The 16,205-nt window shown below is 70.3% G+C and carries 14 protein-coding genes; 9 read left to right on the forward strand and 5 right to left on the reverse strand.

Features of this window, described 5'->3' with window-relative positions; genetic code table 11:
• Positions 1 to 20 precede the first annotated feature (20 nt).
• The 4 genes from ACGFY9_RS20745 to ACGFY9_RS20760 all read left to right on the forward strand — a co-directional run bounded on the left by ACGFY9_RS20745 (position 21) and on the right by ACGFY9_RS20760 (position 5,723).
• Positions 21 to 2,336: a GH92 family glycosyl hydrolase gene (locus tag ACGFY9_RS20745; protein WP_393756023.1), complete on the forward strand. Its 2,316-nt coding sequence runs from the start codon at positions 21 to 23 to the stop codon at positions 2,334 to 2,336.
• 155 nt (positions 2,337 to 2,491) lie between these two features.
• Positions 2,492 to 3,817 (forward strand): wax ester/triacylglycerol synthase family O-acyltransferase, encoded by a 1,326-nt coding sequence (locus ACGFY9_RS20750; RefSeq protein ID WP_393756025.1) that lies wholly within the window; start codon positions 2,492 to 2,494, stop codon positions 3,815 to 3,817.
• A 106-nt stretch (positions 3,818 to 3,923) separates the two neighbouring features.
• Entirely contained in the window at positions 3,924 to 5,417 is a 1,494-nt protein-coding gene (locus ACGFY9_RS20755) for an SDR family NAD(P)-dependent oxidoreductase (RefSeq protein ID WP_393756027.1), read from the forward strand.
• Between the two features lie 72 nt (positions 5,418 to 5,489).
• Positions 5,490 to 5,723, forward strand: a complete 234-nt coding sequence (locus ACGFY9_RS20760) for a hypothetical protein (protein WP_393756029.1) — start codon at positions 5,490 to 5,492, stop codon at positions 5,721 to 5,723.
• A gap of 13 nt (positions 5,724 to 5,736) precedes the next feature.
• On the opposite strand, the gene ACGFY9_RS20765 is transcribed toward ACGFY9_RS20760, so the two are convergent.
• On the reverse strand, positions 5,737 to 6,543 hold the full coding sequence (locus ACGFY9_RS20765; protein ID WP_393756031.1) for an SDR family oxidoreductase: 807 nt from the start codon (positions 6,541 to 6,543) through the stop codon (positions 5,737 to 5,739).
• 25 nt (positions 6,544 to 6,568) lie between these two features.
• A complete protein-coding gene (locus ACGFY9_RS20770) occupies positions 6,569 to 7,144 on the reverse strand; it encodes an HD domain-containing protein (RefSeq protein WP_393756033.1) in 576 nt (191 codons plus the stop codon).
• 306 nt (positions 7,145 to 7,450) lie between these two features.
• On the opposite strand from ACGFY9_RS20770, the gene ACGFY9_RS20775 reads away from it, so the two are divergent.
• The gene (locus tag ACGFY9_RS20775) at positions 7,451 to 8,302 is read left to right on the forward strand and encodes a serine hydrolase (RefSeq protein WP_393756035.1); all 852 of its coding nucleotides are present in this window, start codon (positions 7,451 to 7,453) and stop codon (positions 8,300 to 8,302) included.
• Positions 8,303 to 8,342: 40 nt separating this feature from the next.
• On the opposite strand, the gene ACGFY9_RS20780 is transcribed toward ACGFY9_RS20775, so the two are convergent.
• Positions 8,343 to 9,011, reverse strand: coding sequence for a Type 1 glutamine amidotransferase-like domain-containing protein (locus tag ACGFY9_RS20780; RefSeq protein WP_393756037.1), 669 nt, complete (start codon positions 9,009 to 9,011; stop codon positions 8,343 to 8,345).
• 184 nt (positions 9,012 to 9,195) lie between these two features.
• Here ACGFY9_RS20780 and ACGFY9_RS20785 point away from each other — a divergent pair, with 184 nt between their 5' ends.
• Together ACGFY9_RS20785 and ACGFY9_RS20790 are read left to right on the forward strand one after the other, a co-directional pair.
• Positions 9,196 to 9,795 (forward strand): molybdopterin dinucleotide binding domain-containing protein, encoded by a 600-nt coding sequence (locus ACGFY9_RS20785; protein WP_393756039.1) that lies wholly within the window; start codon positions 9,196 to 9,198, stop codon positions 9,793 to 9,795.
• Between the two features lie 134 nt (positions 9,796 to 9,929).
• Positions 9,930 to 11,393: a DUF6351 family protein gene (locus tag ACGFY9_RS20790; protein ID WP_393756041.1), complete on the forward strand. Its 1,464-nt coding sequence runs from the start codon at positions 9,930 to 9,932 to the stop codon at positions 11,391 to 11,393.
• 44 nt (positions 11,394 to 11,437) lie between these two features.
• On the opposite strand, the gene ACGFY9_RS20795 is transcribed toward ACGFY9_RS20790, so the two are convergent.
• Positions 11,438 to 12,754 carry a glycoside hydrolase family 16 protein gene (locus tag ACGFY9_RS20795; RefSeq protein WP_393756043.1) on the reverse strand — a complete coding sequence of 439 codons (1,317 nt, stop codon included), beginning with the start codon at positions 12,752 to 12,754 and terminating at the stop codon, positions 11,438 to 11,440.
• Positions 12,755 to 13,965: 1,211 nt separating this feature from the next.
• On the opposite strand from ACGFY9_RS20795, the gene ACGFY9_RS20800 reads away from it, so the two are divergent.
• Both ACGFY9_RS20800 and ACGFY9_RS20805 read left to right on the forward strand, forming a co-directional pair.
• Complete coding sequence (locus tag ACGFY9_RS20800) at positions 13,966 to 14,139, forward strand: hypothetical protein (RefSeq protein WP_266865392.1); 174 nt, start codon at positions 13,966 to 13,968, stop codon at positions 14,137 to 14,139.
• A 54-nt stretch (positions 14,140 to 14,193) separates the two neighbouring features.
• The gene (locus tag ACGFY9_RS20805; RefSeq protein WP_393756045.1) at positions 14,194 to 14,676 is read left to right on the forward strand and encodes a GNAT family N-acetyltransferase; all 483 of its coding nucleotides are present in this window, start codon (positions 14,194 to 14,196) and stop codon (positions 14,674 to 14,676) included.
• 48 nt (positions 14,677 to 14,724) lie between these two features.
• Here ACGFY9_RS20805 and ACGFY9_RS20810 read toward each other — a convergent pair whose 3' ends face one another.
• A complete protein-coding gene (locus tag ACGFY9_RS20810; RefSeq protein WP_393756047.1) occupies positions 14,725 to 16,068 on the reverse strand; it encodes an amidase in 1,344 nt (447 codons plus the stop codon).
• Positions 16,069 to 16,205 lie beyond the last annotated feature (137 nt).

Consider the following 16,205-nt stretch of genomic DNA (forward strand, 5'->3'; position numbering starts at 1 on the left):
CCAACTGGAGGCCCACCCGCATGAGATGGACCCGGCGCCTGCGCCTGTGCGTGGCGGGGGCGGTGGCAGCGTCCGCGCTGTTCGCCGTCCCCGGCACGGCCGAAGCCTCTGTCCATGGTCAACTCACCGATCTGGTCAACCCGTTCATCGGCACCGAGAACGACGGCAACACCTATCCCGGCGCCGCCGTGCCCTTCGGCATGGTGCAGTTCTCGCCGGACACCGGCCACAACACCGGATACGACTACTCCCAGAACCACATCCGCGGCTTCTCCCTCGTGCACCTCTCCGGCGTCGGCTGCGGCCTGGGCGGCGACCTGCCCGTACTGCCGACGACCGGCGACGTGACGCAGACGGACTACGCCCAGTACGCGGCCGAGTTCAGCCACGACGACGAGCACGCGAGCCCCGGCTACTACCAAGTCGGCCTGAAAACAGGCATCGAGGCCGAACTGACCGCGACCGCGCGCACCGGCGTCCAGCGCTACACGTTCCCGGCCACCGACAAGGCCAACGTCCTGCTGAACGCGGCCCAGTCGCTGCACAGCGGGGTCACCTCGAAGGTGGAGGTCCTCGACAACCGGACGGTGCGCACTTCCATCACCGGCCGCGGCTTCTGCCAGGACACCAAGCCGTACACCGTCTACACGGTCACCCACTTCGACCGGCCCTTCACCGCGTACGGCACCTGGAACGGTCCAACGGTGACCGCCGGTTCCAGGACCGGGAGCGGCGGCGCGTACGTCCGCTTCGACACGAGCAAGGACCGTACGGTCGAGGCGACCACGGCCCTGTCGTACGTCGACGCGCACGGCGCGGCCGTCAACCTCCGTGCCGAGGGCGGGAGTTCGTTCGACGCGGTACGCCACCGTGCCCAACGGGCCTGGGAGGACCGGCTCGACGACGTGCGCGCGCAGGGCGGTTCCGACAGTCTGCGCCGGACCTTCTACTCGTCCCTGTACCGGTCCTTCCTCGCGCCCAACATCGGCAGCGACGCCGACGGCCGGTACACCGGCTGGGACCAACAGGTCCACCGGGCAAGGGACTTCACGTACTACCAGAACTGGTCCCTGTGGGACACCTACCGCACCCAGTCTCAACTCCTCGCCCTGCTCGCACCCCGCGAGGCCCGGGACATGGCGATCTCGGTGATCAAGATCGACGAGGAGAGCGGCTGGCTGCCCAAGTGGGGCTACGGCACGGTCGAGACGAACATCATGACCGGCGACCCGGTCACCCCGTTCCTCACCAACGCCTACCAGCAAGGCCTGTTGAAGGGGTACGAGGAGCGCGCCTACCGGGCGTTGAAGCAGAACGCGGACGGCGTACCGCCCACCGACTCGGCGGCCGTGGGCCGGGAGGCGAACAAGGAGTACCTCGCGAACGGGTTCGCGCCGTACATCAAGGACCGCCCGCACGCGAAGCCCGGTGACTCCGACTACGACCACGGGGCCTCGGCCACCCTGGAGTACGCGCTCTCGGACGCGATGCTCGCGCAGATGGCCCGCGACCTCGGGCACGGTTCCGATGCCGCCCGCTATGCTGCCCGCGCCCAGAGCTACCGCAACATCTTCGACCCCTCGACCGGCTTCTTCCGCGCCCGTGACGCCTCCGGCGCCTTCGTCGGTCCTGCCGATCCGGCGCAGAGCGAGGGCTTCCACGAGGGCACGTCGTGGCAGTACCAGTGGCTGGTGCCGCAGGACCTGCCCGGCATGGTCGACCTCATCGGCGGCCGGCAGGCGGCCAACGACCGGCTCGACTCCTTCTTCGCCTACGACCAGCTGCTGGCCGACCCGGCGAAGACCGCGCGCGAGGTGTGGGTCAACGGGCCGTACGACTACTACAACGCGGACAAGTACAACCCGCAGAACGAGCCCGACCTGATCGCCCCGTACACCTACCTGTCCACCGGCCAGCCGTGGAAGACGACCGACGTCGTCCATGCCGCGCTGACCCTGTTCACGGACGGCCCGACCGGCATGACCGGTAACGACGACCTCGGCACGATGTCCGCCTGGAACGTGCTGTCGTCGATCGGGATCTTCCCGGTCCAGCCCGGTTACGACACCTGGGGCCTGTCCACGCCCGTCTTCGACCGGGTCGACCTGACCCTGGACCGGCGCTACTACCCGCACGGCGCCCTAACCATCAAGGCGCCCGGCACCTCGGCCTCCGACCGCTACATCCAGGGGGCCCGGACCGACGGGGCGTCGTACGACCGGACGTATCTGACGACCGGCGATCTCCGCTCCGTACGGTCGCTCGACTTCACGGTCGGCCCGCACCCGTCGGAGTGGGGTACATCACCCCAGGGGGCGCCACCTGGGCTGAAGTGATCCCGTGTGCCTCTAGAGTCCCGCCCCTCTCAGAGGGGTGGGACCGGGGCCGGATGTAATCTGCTGTTAACTGTGCGTAGCTTGATCGTACTTGACCGTAATCGCTTGTCACCGCTTGACTGCTGGTTCACCCCTAGTCGACGCGAGGCAAGCAATTGACTTCTGACCTGCTCGCTCCTCTCGACCTTGCGTTCTGGAACATCGAGTCCGACCGGAACCCGATGCACCTGGGCGCGCTCGGCGTCTTCTCGGCACACTCGCCGACCGCGGGAGCCCACGCCGCCGACCTCCTCGCCGCCCGTGCCGCCGCCGTCCCCGGGCTACGGATGCGCATCCGGGACGTGTGGCAGCCGCTGTCCCTGTCCTTCGGCAGCGCCACCCGCGAGGCCGATCCCGACTTCGACCCGCTGCACCACGTCCGGCTGCACGCCCCGACCGCCGACTTCCAGGCGGACGCGGGCCGGCTCATGGAACGCCCGCTGGAGCGCGGCCGGCCCCCGTGGGAAGCGCATGTGCTGCCCGGCGAGGACGGCGTGTCGTTCGCGGTGCTGTTCAAGTTCCACCACGCCCTGGCCGACGGACTGCGAGCCCTCGCCCTCGCCGCCGCCATCCTCGACCCGATGGACATGCCCGAGCGCCGCCCGCGCCCCGCTGAACCGGCGCGCGGTCTGATCCCCGACGTGCGCAAGCTGCCCGGGCTGGTCCGGGGTGCGCTGTCCGACGTCGGGCGGGCTCTCGACATCGGGGCGTCCGTCGCCCGCTCCACCCTGGACGTGCGTTCGTCGTCGGCGCTGACCTCCGAGCCCTCGGGCACCCGTCGTACCGCCGGAGTCGTCGTCGACCTCGACGACGTGCACCGCATCCGCAAGACCGTCGGCGGCACCGTCAACGACGTGCTCATCGCGGTCGTCGCGGGCGCCCTGCGCAGCTGGCTCGACGAACGCGGCGACGGCAGCGAGGGCGTCTCGCCCCGCGCCCTGATCCCCGTCTCCAAGCGCCGCCCTCGCACCGCGCACCCCCAGGGCAACCGGCTCTCCGGCTACCTGATACGGCTGCCCGTCGACGACCCGGACCCCCTCGCCCGGCTCGACTCCGTGCGCGCCGCCATGGACCGCAACAAGGACGCGGGCCCCAACCGCGGCGCCGGCGCCGTCGCCCTGCTGGCCGACCACGTCCCCGCGCTCGGCCACCGCCTCGGCGGTCCCCTCGCCGCGCAGGCCGCCCGGCTCTGGTTCGACATCCTCGTCACCAGCGTCCCGCTGCCCGGCATCGGCCTGAAGCTCGGCGGCAACCCGGTCACTGCGGTCTTCCCGTTCGCCCCGCTGGCCCACGGCCAGTCCCTCGCGGTCGCCGTCTCGACGTTCCGCGGACAGGTCCACTACGGCCTTGTCGCGGACGCCGAAGCCGTACCCGATCTCGACGTCTTCGCCCGCGCGCTCACCGAGGAGGTGGAGACACTCATCACCGCCTGTGGGTCGTGACCTGGAGCGGGTTTGGTGCTGCGGCCCGGCGCTCCGTAAAATTCCCGGTTCGACGGTGTGCGCGATCGGAGCGCCGCCGCGGATGACCCAAGGAAACGGCAGCGCGATGACGGTGACAGAGGACGGCTCCACGACCCCGGACGAGGTCGTGTACGGGCCCGGCATCGACCCCGAGCGGCTGGCCGTCTGCCTCAGCGTGCTCGACGAACTCGAGAAGATCGACGTCGACCACCCCGACGCGATCACTGTCCGTCGCGCCACCGCGGGCATCTACCGCAGCGTCAAGCAGCGCCGCCGCCAGGAGCGCCGGGCCGCGAAGACCGCGCACGACAAGGCCGTCACCGAGTCCACCGCGACCGGCTCCGCCCAGCGCATCGACGACGAGACCGAGGGCCTCCTCCCGTCGTCGGTGACGGAGGAGGGCCGGATCGCCGGGATACTCCAGCGCCCCCGCTCCTGCTACACCTGCAAGACCCGGTACGTGGAAGTCGACTACTTCTACCACCAGCTCTGTCCCGACTGCGCCCGCCTGAACCGCGAGAAGCGCGACGACCACGCCGACCTCACCGGCAAGCGCGCCCTGCTCACCGGCGGCCGCGCCAAGATCGGCATGTACATCGCGCTGCGGCTGCTGCGCGACGGCGCCCACACGACGATCACCACGCGCTTCCCGAAGGACGCCATCCGCCGCTTCAAGGCCATGGACGACTCGGCGGACTGGCTGCACCGCCTGGAGGTCGTCGGCATGGACCTGCGCGACCCGGCCCAGGCCGTGGCCCTCGCCGACCAGGTCGCCGAGGCGGGCCCCCTCGACATCCTCATCAACAACGCGACCCAGACCGTACGCCGCCTGCCCTCCGCCTACGCCGCCCTCGTCGACGGCGAGAGCGCCCCGCTGCCCGCCGGTGAGCTGCCCGCCCACCACGTGATCGGCGCCTTCGGCTCCGGCGCGGTCGACGGCCTGGCCGCGCTGCCCGTCGGCATCAGCGGCCTCGACGCCCAGCAGGTCGCCGACCTCGCCCTGGTCGCGGGCAACGCCAGCGTCGCCCGGCACCTCGACGGCACCGCCATCGACGCCGGCGGTCTCGTCCCGGACGTCGTCGACACCAACACCTGGGTGCAGACCATCGAGCAGATCTCCCCGGTGGAGCTCCTCGAAACCCAACTCTGCAACTACACCGCCCCGTTCATCCTCATCAGCAAGGTCCGCCCGGCCATGGCCGCAGCCGCCAAGGCCGCGAAGAGCGGACGCGCGTACATCGTCAACGTCTCCGCGATGGAAGGCGTCTTCGGCCGCGGCTACAAGGGCGCCGGGCACCCCAACACCAACGCCGCCAAGGCCGCGATGAACATGGTGACCCGCACCAGCGGCCAGGAGATGTTCCAGTCCGACGGCATCCTCATGACCTCGGTCGACACCGGCTGGATCACCGACGAACGCCCCCACTACGACAAGCTCCGCCTCGCCGAGGAGGGCTTCCACGCACCGCTCGACCTGGTCGACGGAGCCGCCCGGGTTTACGATCCGATTGTGCGCGGCGAGCAGGGCGAGGACCTGTACGGCGTCTTCCTGAAGGACTACGCGCCCGGCAAGTGGTAACCCGCCACCCTGGACCCGAGCCCCGGTGACCGCCGGGTCCCGGCCCTGGTGAGGACCGCGCGAGGAGTTCCCATGCCCAGTGCACACGGCATCGATCCGAGGGCCTTCGAAGACCCGCGCAACCACTACCCGACCGACGACCAGTTCTACGCGAGCGACCGCCCGGCACACCCCGTACTGCCGGAGGACCGCCCGCGCGGCGGCGGGCCCACGACCACGGTGAAGCACCGCGGCACCTGGGCCACCGTCGCGCTGGTCGCCGGAATCGTCCTGCTGATCCTCGTCGGGATCGCCCTGTTCCCGTGAGGAACCCGCGCCGTCACGAGTGAGGCGGCGCGGCCGACCTCAGCCGGTCATGGCCGGCGTACCCGCCCGACGTGTACGCCGCCCGCACCCGTGTCCCGCCGTCCACCAGCAGATCCGCCCCGGTGATCCACTCGGCCTGGTCGGAGGCCAGCCACAGCACGGCCCGTGCGATGTCGGCCGGTTCCCCGATCCGGCCGAGCGGTAGCCCGGCGGCGACCTCCGCCTCACCGGGCTCCCACACGAACCGCGCCATGTCGGTGCGGACGAGCCCGGGGGAGACGGAGTTGACCCGCACCTTCGGCGCCAGTTCGCCGGCGAGCTGCTGCGTGAGGTGAAGGAGCGCCGCCTTGCTGGTGGAGTACGCCCCCACGTTCGGCCCGACATGCCCGGCACCCTCCGTGCACACGTTGACCACCGAACCCCCGTGCTCCCGCATCCAGGCCCGCCACACGCACTGCGCCAACCGCAGCGGCGCCTCGACGTTCACGGTGAACGCCGTCCGCCACGCGTCCGGATCGGCGTCCATGAGCGGGCCGTACGGCTGGTTCGTCGCCGCGTTGTTGACGACCACGTCGATACGCCGGAACGCGCCCAGCGCCAACTTGGTCAGCTCGCGCAGGTGATCCGGGTCGGCGACATCCCCGGCCAGACCGACACCGCCCAACTCGTCAGCTGTGCGCGCCACTTCGTCGGCGTCCCGCGCGCTCACGCACACCAGCGCCCCGGCCCCGGCGAACGCCTCGGCGACCGCGCGCCCGATGCCGCGTGTGCCCCCGGTGACCAGGGCGGCCCGACCTCGTAGACCGTACGACGACGTCATCGCCGTACCGTCTCATGACGGACCGTCAGTCGACAGCCCCCAGGCGGGAGTTGGGGAGCCGCGAATTTCGTGCGGCGACGATGCCCAGTACCGTGCGCCAGTCCTCCAGGACCCCGGCGTCGAGGCCGACGACCTTGCCCGCGTCGTCGGCCTGGCGCAGGGTGATCGCGTCGTCGGCGAGCGGGTCGCGCTCGAAGGTGGCGGCCTCGGCAGGGGACATGGGGCCGCCCTGTGCGTGGAGGGTCAGCGTGCTCTGCGCGGACAGGTCGCGGCCGGGGGAGGAGGTCGCCAGATAGCGCTTCGCGGGTACGTGCAGGCGGACGAGGCGGGCGACCCGTTCGCCGAGCAGGGCCCGGACGGCGTCCGCCGCGTGGTCCGCGTGCCCGGCGTCGTCACCGGGTTGCATCAGATGCCCGATGTCGTGGACCAGGCCGGCGACCTGAAGTTCCTTGTCGGCGGGGCGACTTCGGCGCAGCAGCGCGGCCGTCTGCAGTGCGTGGTCGTGCAGATCGACCGGATCGCCGCTCCGGTCGGGGGTGTCCCAGGCGCCCCGACACGCGTACAGCAGATCCATCAGCTCCTCGACGCTGCGCAACTCCATGCGTCAGTCCTCCCGCGAGACAGCCCGTGCGGAACGCCAGGAGATCATGGCGAGCTTTCGACTCAGCCAACGGGACCTGAACTGCGCGACGCTTTGAGTGACGCCCTGCTCACCGTGTGCCGCATCTCCAAACCCGAGGCGGTCCGGCAGGGGTGTGAACCCGCCAGGGACGATGGCGCATGAAGTTGTGTCTATCCTCACAAATCAACTTTCCAGGTCCATTTCGTGGCACCGGTCACTTCACGGAACCTCAGCCTCGCCTACGTTCGCAGGTCTGTTCCCCGCCCCCGAACCAGCCGAGGCCTCATGCCGTACCGCCCGAGTCGCCGACCGACCACGCAGAGCGAGAGCACGCCCGGCAGGCGCCCCGGCCTCTGGGCGGCGCTGGTCACCGGATCCGTGGCCACCCTCCTCGCGGTCGGCGTGGTCGGCCCAGCCTCCGCAGCCGTCACCACGCCGGCGCGTGTGACGACCGCCGTGCTGGATCTGGACCATCCCGCCCGGAGTCCGCAGGTGCGCGGGAAGGACGTCCCCTATGACACGGCCAGCATCGTCAAGGTCGACATCCTCTCCGCGCTGCTCGTCCAGGCGCAGGACGCCGGTCGTGGCCTCACCAAGAAGGAGCGCACCCTGGCCGAGGCGATGATCGAGCGCAGCGACAATGACGCGGCGAACGCGCTCTGGCGGGAGATCGGCCTGGCGCCCGGCCTGGAGGCGGTGAACAAGCGGCTCGGTCTGTCCTCGACCGTGGGCGGGACCGGCGGCCTGTGGGGGCTCACGCGCACCACGGTCAGTGACCAGATCCGTCTGCTGAGCGCGGTGTTCGCCGACAGCGGGACGTCGTCCGCGAGCGGGTCCGCACTGACCACGGCGTCCCAGGGCTACATCCGTACGCTGATGACCCGCATCGCCGCCGGACAGTCGTGGGGCGTCTCGGCGGCCTCCGACTCCGGCGCCGGATGGGCCCTCAAGAACGGCTGGTTGCAGCGCAGCACCACCGGCCTGTGGGACATCAACAGCGTCGGACGGGTCACGTCGGGAACGCACCACTACCTCGTCGCGGTGCTCTCCGACGGCAACACGTCGATGACGGGCGGCATCGCGGCCGTCGAAAGCGCCGCCCGTACCGCGGTCTCCTCGGCGCGGGCGACCGGCTGACGGCACGGACTTCTTGGTCGTCCCCAGTCCCTGATCCCGGTCATGGATGGAACCGCCACCGGCCTTCGGAGAGGACATCCAGCTTGCCGTCCCTGACGCGGACGGCCGTGTCGTCGTCGATGAAGTAGATGGGGAAGTCCGCCCGCGCGGTGACGCGATCGGCCCAGGCGTCGTCCCGTTCGGGGAAGTTCGGCGAGTACAGGTGAGGCTTGAGGTACCAGTCGAAGAGGCCGAACGGCGGATCCACGGTCGTCGCGCCGAGTACGTGGAGGTCCGCGGTGTCGCCGATGACGTCGGCGGAGTGTGCGGTGAGATTGCGGCTGAAGATCATCGATCCGGCGCTGACCCCGACGTAGACCCGGTCCTCCAGCGCCTCCAGGAAGCCGTCGGCCAGGCCGTTGCCGGTGATGCTGCGCGCGAGGTGGTACTGGTTGCCGCCCTCGACGTAGATGACGTCGGCGTGCAGCAGCCGGTCGAGCACCGTCCGGCGGGGCAGGCCGTTCAGCTCCAGGACGTCGAACTCCCGCCAGCCGAGGCCGTGCAGCCGGTTCATGTCCGCGACGAACCACCCGTGGTCACCGGGCTCGGCGACCGACGCCGTGGGAACGAGCACGACGTTCGCCGATCCGAACGGCTTGCCCAGCATGTCCCGCAACGCGTCCCGCAGTGTCTCGTTGCGCAGGCCACTCGCCGTCAGCAGAAGGTTCATCGGGCGAGCCAAGCACGGCTGACGTGCGCGCGCAACGAAGTCGGGATCCGCCCATACCGTCATGGCGTGGCCGCTTCAGGAACAGATACTCCAGCAGCCGTTCTCCGAGAGCCTCCAGCCCCGAAATCCCTTGCGTGTCACACTAGTTCGCCGCCGCTGTCCGGGGTGCGCGATCGTGGCCGGGATGGCGGGGGCGACGCTGCCGGACTCGAAGACGCCGTGGGAGTGGTATGCCGAGGACTACGACCGGGTCCGCGACGCCATGGCCCGAGTCCTCCCGGGCTTCGAGGACTTCAACCGGCGGGTGCGTGAACCGCTCGGCTTCCGCATCGTGCAGGCCGCCCGAGGGCGCGAGTTCCACACCGCCTCCGGCCGCGCCGAGTTCCACACGAGCGAACTCCCCGACGTGACCCCGCCCCAGGGCATGCGCGTACGCTCCACGATGCGCTCGCACGACCAGTGGAACACCACCGTGTACTCCGACGACGACCGCTGCCGCAGGGTAAAGAACCTGCGCCCCCTGCTCTTCATGAACCCTAAAGACATGGCCGACCGGGGCCTGGCCGAGTTCGACCTGATCGACATCATGAGCCACGCACGCGACGGCAGCACCCGGGCGGTCTACGGTTACCGTGTCATCGCCTACGACATCCCGCCCGCGAGCGTCGCGAGCCACATGCCCGAACTCACCATCCCCTGCGGGCTCGACGACTACAGCAGGCAGAGCCACCAGCCCCTGATGAAACACCAACTCGTCACCGTCACCCCGTCACACGGCAGATGATCGCGCGGCCGACGGAAACGGGGCGGACGAACACTATGAACGCAATGATCGACGGGTAGTCCCCACACACGCCGGTTCCTAACATCACGGTGCGCAGGGCAACTTCGCACAGCGAATTCATAGGAGCCGCTCCCGTGACGACACTTGACGCGCCCGTACCGGTACGCCGGAAACGCCCGGCCCCTCGCCATCGTCGGGCCGTACTGGCCGCCGGCGCGGCCGCGGCACTCCTCGGCACGCTCGGCAACGCCCCCGCGCAACGGGCACAGGCCGAGCGGCCCGCGGTGGCCCCCTGCCCGCCCAACTTGCTGGGGAAGGCGACCTGTTACACCGGCCAGGACACCAGCGGGGCGTACTACTCGATGGCCGTTCCGACCCGCTGGAACGGGTCCCTCGTCGTGCACGCGCACGGCGGACCCGACCTCGGCGACTCCTCCGACCCGGCACGCAGCACCGACGATCTGAACCGTTGGGCGGTGATGGTCGAGGAGGGCTACGCCTGGGCCGGCTCGTCGTACCGCCGCGGTGGTTACGGGACCCGGATGGCCGCCGCCGACACCGAGAACGTACGAAAACTGTTCGTCTCGGAGTTCGGCAAGCCGAGGCGGACCTATGTGCACGGCCAGTCCTGGGGCGGCGACGTGGCCGCCAAGGTCGCGGAGACCTACGGCAGACAGCCCGGCGTCTACGACGGCGTACTGCTCACGAGCGGCGTCCTCGGCGGCGGTTCACGCGGCTACGACTACCGTGTCGACCTCCGGGTGGTCTACCAGTACTACTGCCACAACCACCCCCGCCCGACCGAGCCGCAGTACCCGCTGTGGCAGGGCCTGCGCGCGGACTCCACCATGACGAGCGCCGGGCTCCGCGCCCGCCTGCAGGAGTGCACGGGATACGCCTCCGATCCCGCGGACCGGACCGCGCTCCAGCAGCGCAATCTCGACGACATCCTCGCCGTCACCCGCATCCCGGAGCGCGCGCTCGCGTCCCATCTGCAGTTCGCGACCTTCACGTTCCGGGACATCGTGTCGACCCGCCTCGGCGGCCGCAATCCCTTCAGCAACCGCGGTGTGCGGTACTCGGGTTCACACGACGACAAGGCACTCAACGCGGGTGTCGAACGGTTCTCGGCCGACCCCACCGCACGCCGCGACCTCTCCTACGACAGCGACCTGACCGGCAAGGTCTCCATCCCGGTCCTCACCCTGCACGCGATCGACGACCCGACGGCCTTCGTCGAGCACGAGTCGGCCTACCGCGCCACGCTTCAGGGCGCCGGCCGGGGCGGCAACCTCGTCCAGACCTTCACGAAGGAGACCGAGCACAGCGCGCTGAGCGACTCCGAGTACGCCAACTCCATTGCGGCTCTGGACACTTGGGTCCGCCACGGACGCAAGCCGACCGCGCGCTCGGTCGCGGCGTCCTGCGCGGACTTCGACCGAACCTACGGCAGCGGATGCTTCTACGACCCGGCCTTCCACCCCGCGCCGTACGCCTCACGGATCCGCCCCCGGCCGGGCGGGCTCGCCTGGCCCGCCATGACCGCGGCGCAGGAGCGGGCGTGGAGCCGGCTCGACGGCGTCGGGATCGCTCCCTGAACGGTTGGGTCCCGGGTCGGCCCTGTCGGACCGGCCCGGGAGGCTCACTGAACGTAGGTGTAGTGCGGGCTGTCGTACTGCGGCCCGTTCTTCTCGTAGGTGAACCAGTAGGTCAGGGTGGAACCGGTGGCGAGTGTGACGTTCTGTGTCCAGGTGCCGCCGCTGTTGGTCATCCGGAAGTTCTGCTGGCCGGCGCCGTTGACGAGGTAGTGCACATCGACGTAGGCCGCGGGTGTGGTCGGGACGAACGTGATCTGCGCCTGATCGGCGCTCACGCGTGTCACCCCGGCGGTGTAGTCCGGCGTCGTCGTGCTCCCGCCGGTGCTTCCGCCCGTCGTACTGCCTGTGGTGCCGCCGGTCGTCGTGCCGCCGGTGGTGCTCCCGCCCGGGCTCTGCTGGTAGACGGCGAACCAGTCGACGCTCATGGCGGCACCTGATGTGATGCTGCCCGCCTGTGCGGCCGAACTGCAGCCGCAGACCTTGTCGGGGTAGGAACCGGCGATCGCCAGGTCGAAGATGGCCATGAATCCGTGGTCGACGGCCGCCTGCCACGTCGCGACCGACACCTGGTTCTCCTTGACGGTGAAGGTCAGATTGCCGTCGAGGTAGAAGCGGAGCTGCTCCGCGGCGGTGTTCGTGCGGTCGATGATCGCGGAGTACGTGTGGTAGCCGGTCTGGCAGCCCGCGCACGGCTGAAGGTCGCTGGTGATGCCGTCGGGGTCGTGGCACTCGCCCGCCCACACGCCGCAGTGGAAGGTGGTGGAGTGCTTGCTCAGCGCGTTGACGTCCTCCATGATGTCGAACTCGCCGATGCTCGGCCAGTTCGTCGCGCCGACCGGACGGGCCGCGCCGCCCATCGCCCAGAACGCGGGCCAATAGCCCAGTCCACTCTGCGGGTTGGGCTGCAGGATGGACGCGCTCATCTCCATCTGTCCGCCGGCCGGGGCGGCGAAGTCGGTGCGCTGGGTCTCGATGCGTCCCGAGGTCCAGTGGCCGGACCCGTCACGGAGAGCCTTGATGACCAGGTGCCCCTGTCCGTCCTGGTAGACGTTGTTGGTGGAGTCGGTGGCCGATTCGACTTCGCCCGTTCCCCAGTTGGCGGCACCTCCGGAGTAACTGGTGCCCAGGTCGTACAGCCAGTCGGTCCGGTTCAGCGCGCTGCCGGACGCGCCGTTGAAGTCGTCGGAGAAGAGGGTGGTCCAGCCGGTCGGAGCGCCCGGTACGGCCGCCGAGGCGCTGCCGCCGGTACCGATCAGGCCTGCGAGCGCGCCGACGAGCAGCACCAGAGCGCTGCCCAGAACGAGGGGGACGGTTCTCTGTCTGCCGGCCGGCGCACCGGCGGGCGGTGGGGAGGTGGTCATCGTTGTGGTTCTCCCTGTCCAGCATGCGGGGTGGGAGTGCTGCAGGGGCCTGCCTCCTGGTGGGACTGGGGAGCAGGTCGTCTCCGTGGCCTGGCGACATGGTCTGCCGACGTCTTTGAGAGCGCTCTCAGGGCGATCATGAGTCCGCGGTTTCTCGTTGTCCTCCTCTGCGTCGACACCGCCGCACTGTGGATCCTGGCGCGCGGGCTGAATACGGACGATCCGTCATGCCGTGTGAGAGCGGCGTGAGTTGGCTGCTCGCCGGGCATGGATCGCCGTTTCAATGCAGGAGTGTCCGGCGCGACTCTTCATGCGTCAATGGCTTCAACGTGATCGGTTGAGGAGCAGGTCTCCTGGCGACGCCCTATGGAGTTCCGGTGAAGGTCCGAACCAAGTTCCGGCCAGCTGAAGAGAGCTCTCCGGCGATCGGCCGAGCGCGGGTTCGTCCCCGGTGAGCTGCGGGTCTGTGATGGCGGCGGCGGAAGGGAGGTCCTGTCGTCGAGCCGGCGGCCTTTGATGCCGTTCGCGGACCTCGCACGGCGGGTTCAGGAGTCGAAGGCAACCGCCCCGACGGATCCGCCTGCGACGCACCCGGCACGGCACGGTCAGCGAGTCGGCCCGAACGTGCTGTTGCCTGGGATGCGCAGAGCCCGACGAGAGGCGAGGGGCCACCTCGCGAACGCGCTGACGCCGACGGGGTCCGCGAGGCCGAGGCGCTCGATCTAGCCATGCTCGCGGCCGGTCGGCCGTACCCGCTCCACGTTCGTCGGATCACCCCGACCCGCACCGAGCCCCACGAGCCGGCGAACCTACAGCCACATGAACCGTCGGACGGAACCTGGCGGCAGAGTCCGAACGCGCCCTGTCCGCGGGCCGGCGTGCACGCGATGTGCACCGACTCCGGCAGCCCACCGCGCCCGGGCAGGCAAGAACCGATGGCCGCATGTCTCTAATCTTTACCCCATGTTTTCAGCCCCATCGAGCGGCGGGTCGCTCATTTGGTTAACCTGAGGCAGACGGACAGCGACAAGGGGTCCCACCCACACCCATGGTCCGTCCCGGGACAAGCCGGTCACAACGGCCTGCTCTCACACGAGTAACCGGCGCCACCGCGTCCGAACTGCCTTCAACCCACGCCCGAGCGGGCCAGGTACCGGACCGGAGACGGCCGGTCGTGCCCCGAGGGTGACCCGACACATAAGGAGTGCGCGGTGACACCGGAGAAGACGAATCGCGAGCAACGCCCCGAGGAACACACGGAGCGTGCGGGCCACCGGTCCGACGAGCTCGGCAGCCTGGCCGTGTGGGCACGGTCCGCCCCCATCCGACTCGCGGGCTACGAGGACGACCTCGCCGAGCCCCACATCCTGCCCAGCGTGGACTGACCCCGCAGGACCCTTCGCGATCGCCGACAGCATGGGCGTGCGAAAATCGCGCCCATGCCGATCAGAGAAGCCGCGGCCGACGACTGGCCGCGGATCTGGCCTTTCTGGCACCGGATCGTCGCCGCCGGCGACACCTACACCTGGGCCCGGGACACCTCCGAAGAGGCGGCCCGGGCCTTGTGGACGAGCCCGCCGAAGCGCGTGTACGTCGCCGAGGACGAGACCGGAACCGTCGTCGGCTCGGCCTTCGTCACCCCGAACTACGGCGGCCCCGCCGACCGCATCGCCAACGCCGGCTTCATGGTCGACCCCGACCACGGCGGCCGCGGCATCGGCCGCGCCCTCGCCGAACACATCCTCACCACCGCCCGCGACCAGGGCTTCCGAGGCATGGTCTTCAACGCCGTCGTCGAGACCAACCCCGCCGTCAAGCTCTGGCTCTCCCTCGGCTTCACGATCCTGGGCACGGTGCCGGACGCGTTCGAGCATCCCCGGGACGGGCGTGTCGGCCTGCATGTCATGTACCGCGCCCTCTAGGCGCACCTTCTGGAGGCGCGTTCGAGAAGTACCTTCAGAGGGCGCCTTCTAGTCGAGCGGCGCTGTCCGCACCCAAGGCCGCAGCTTCTCCAGCTCCTCCGCAAGTTCCAGCAGCGCCGCCTCCGACCCCGGCCGCCCCACCAGCTGTACGGCGCAGGGCGCGCCGGAGGGCAGGGTGCCGAACGGGACCGACATCGCCGGCCAGCCGGTGAGGTTCCAAGGAGGCGTCAGCGGCGAGTAGTTGGTGTTCGCGAGCACGTTGCGCAGCCAGCCCCGCTCGTGCCACGGCCCGGCCTTGGGGGAGCGGCGGGCCAGCGCCGCCGTCAGCAGGATGTCGTACTCGGCGAAGAACGGCGCGAGGTGCTCCCGCAGCTGTTCCTGGCCCTTGCCGGTGCGCACGCTCTTCACGAACCGTCGGCCGATCGCCGCGTGCACCCGGGTCCGCCGCGTCAGCTTCCGCGGATCGAGCCCGGCCGCGTCGACCGAGGTGCCGGCCGTCCAGTGCGCGAGGGACGTGGTGCTCAGGGACAGCGGATACGGCGGGTCGGCGCGGTGCACGGTGTGACCGGCCCTGTTCAGCAGTCCGGCCGCCTCCCGTACGGCGGTCGTATACGGCTTGCCGACGGCGACTCCGACGAGCGGGCTGCGTACGGAGGCGGCGACTTTCCGACGGGTGGGCTCGTCGGGGCGTACGACCTCGATGTCCGCGATGACCGAAAACATCAGCCGGGCGTCCTCGACGGTCGTCGCGAGGGGTCCGTTCTCGGACATTCCGAACCAGTCGCCGTCGCCGATACCGGCCGGGACCACCCCGAACCCCGGCTTGATGGTGACCAGACCGCAGTTGGCCGCGGGGATGCGCAGCGAGCCCATGCCGTCGTTGCCGAGCGCGATCGGCACCATGCCGGCGGCTACGGCGGCCGCGCTGCCGCCGGAGGAACCACCCGCCGTGCGGGTCGTGTCCCACGGGTTGCGGCTGGTCCCGTGGACGCCCTCGGTGGTGCCGAAGACGCACAGCTCGGGCACGTTGGTGAGCCCTACGACCACCGCACCCGCCGCCCGCAGCCGGGCCACGGTGATGTGGTCGTGGTCGGCGGGGGTGTCCGGGGTCGCGGCGGAGCCGGCCCGGTTGGACTCGCCGGTCACCGGGAGGTTGTCCTTCACGGCCACCGGCACGCCCGCGAGCGGGAGTTCGGCCAGATCGGCCCGCGCGCCCACCTCGTCGGCCTCCGCGAGCGCCGCCTCCGCCCGCACCACCCTGAACGCGCCGATCCGCCCGTCGAGCCGCTCGATCCGGGCGAGATGCTCGGCCACCACCTCGCGGGGCGTGACCCGCTTCTCGCGTACGGCGGCGGCTATCTCGACGGCGGTACGGCCGACCCAGCTGGTCACGGGCGCGCTCCTTCTCACTACTCGCGAGTATGTAGGGAGAACTGTGCCTCGGCAGGGGCGGTGCGTCGAGAGGTGGCCGGGCGTGGAAAGCCAAGGGCTGCTGGTTGTGGAAGACCAAGGGCTGCCGGTCTTGGACA

The sequence above is a fragment of the Streptomyces sp. NPDC048504 genome (assembly GCF_043200035.1).
GTDB lineage: Bacteria > Actinomycetota > Actinomycetes > Streptomycetales > Streptomycetaceae > Streptomyces.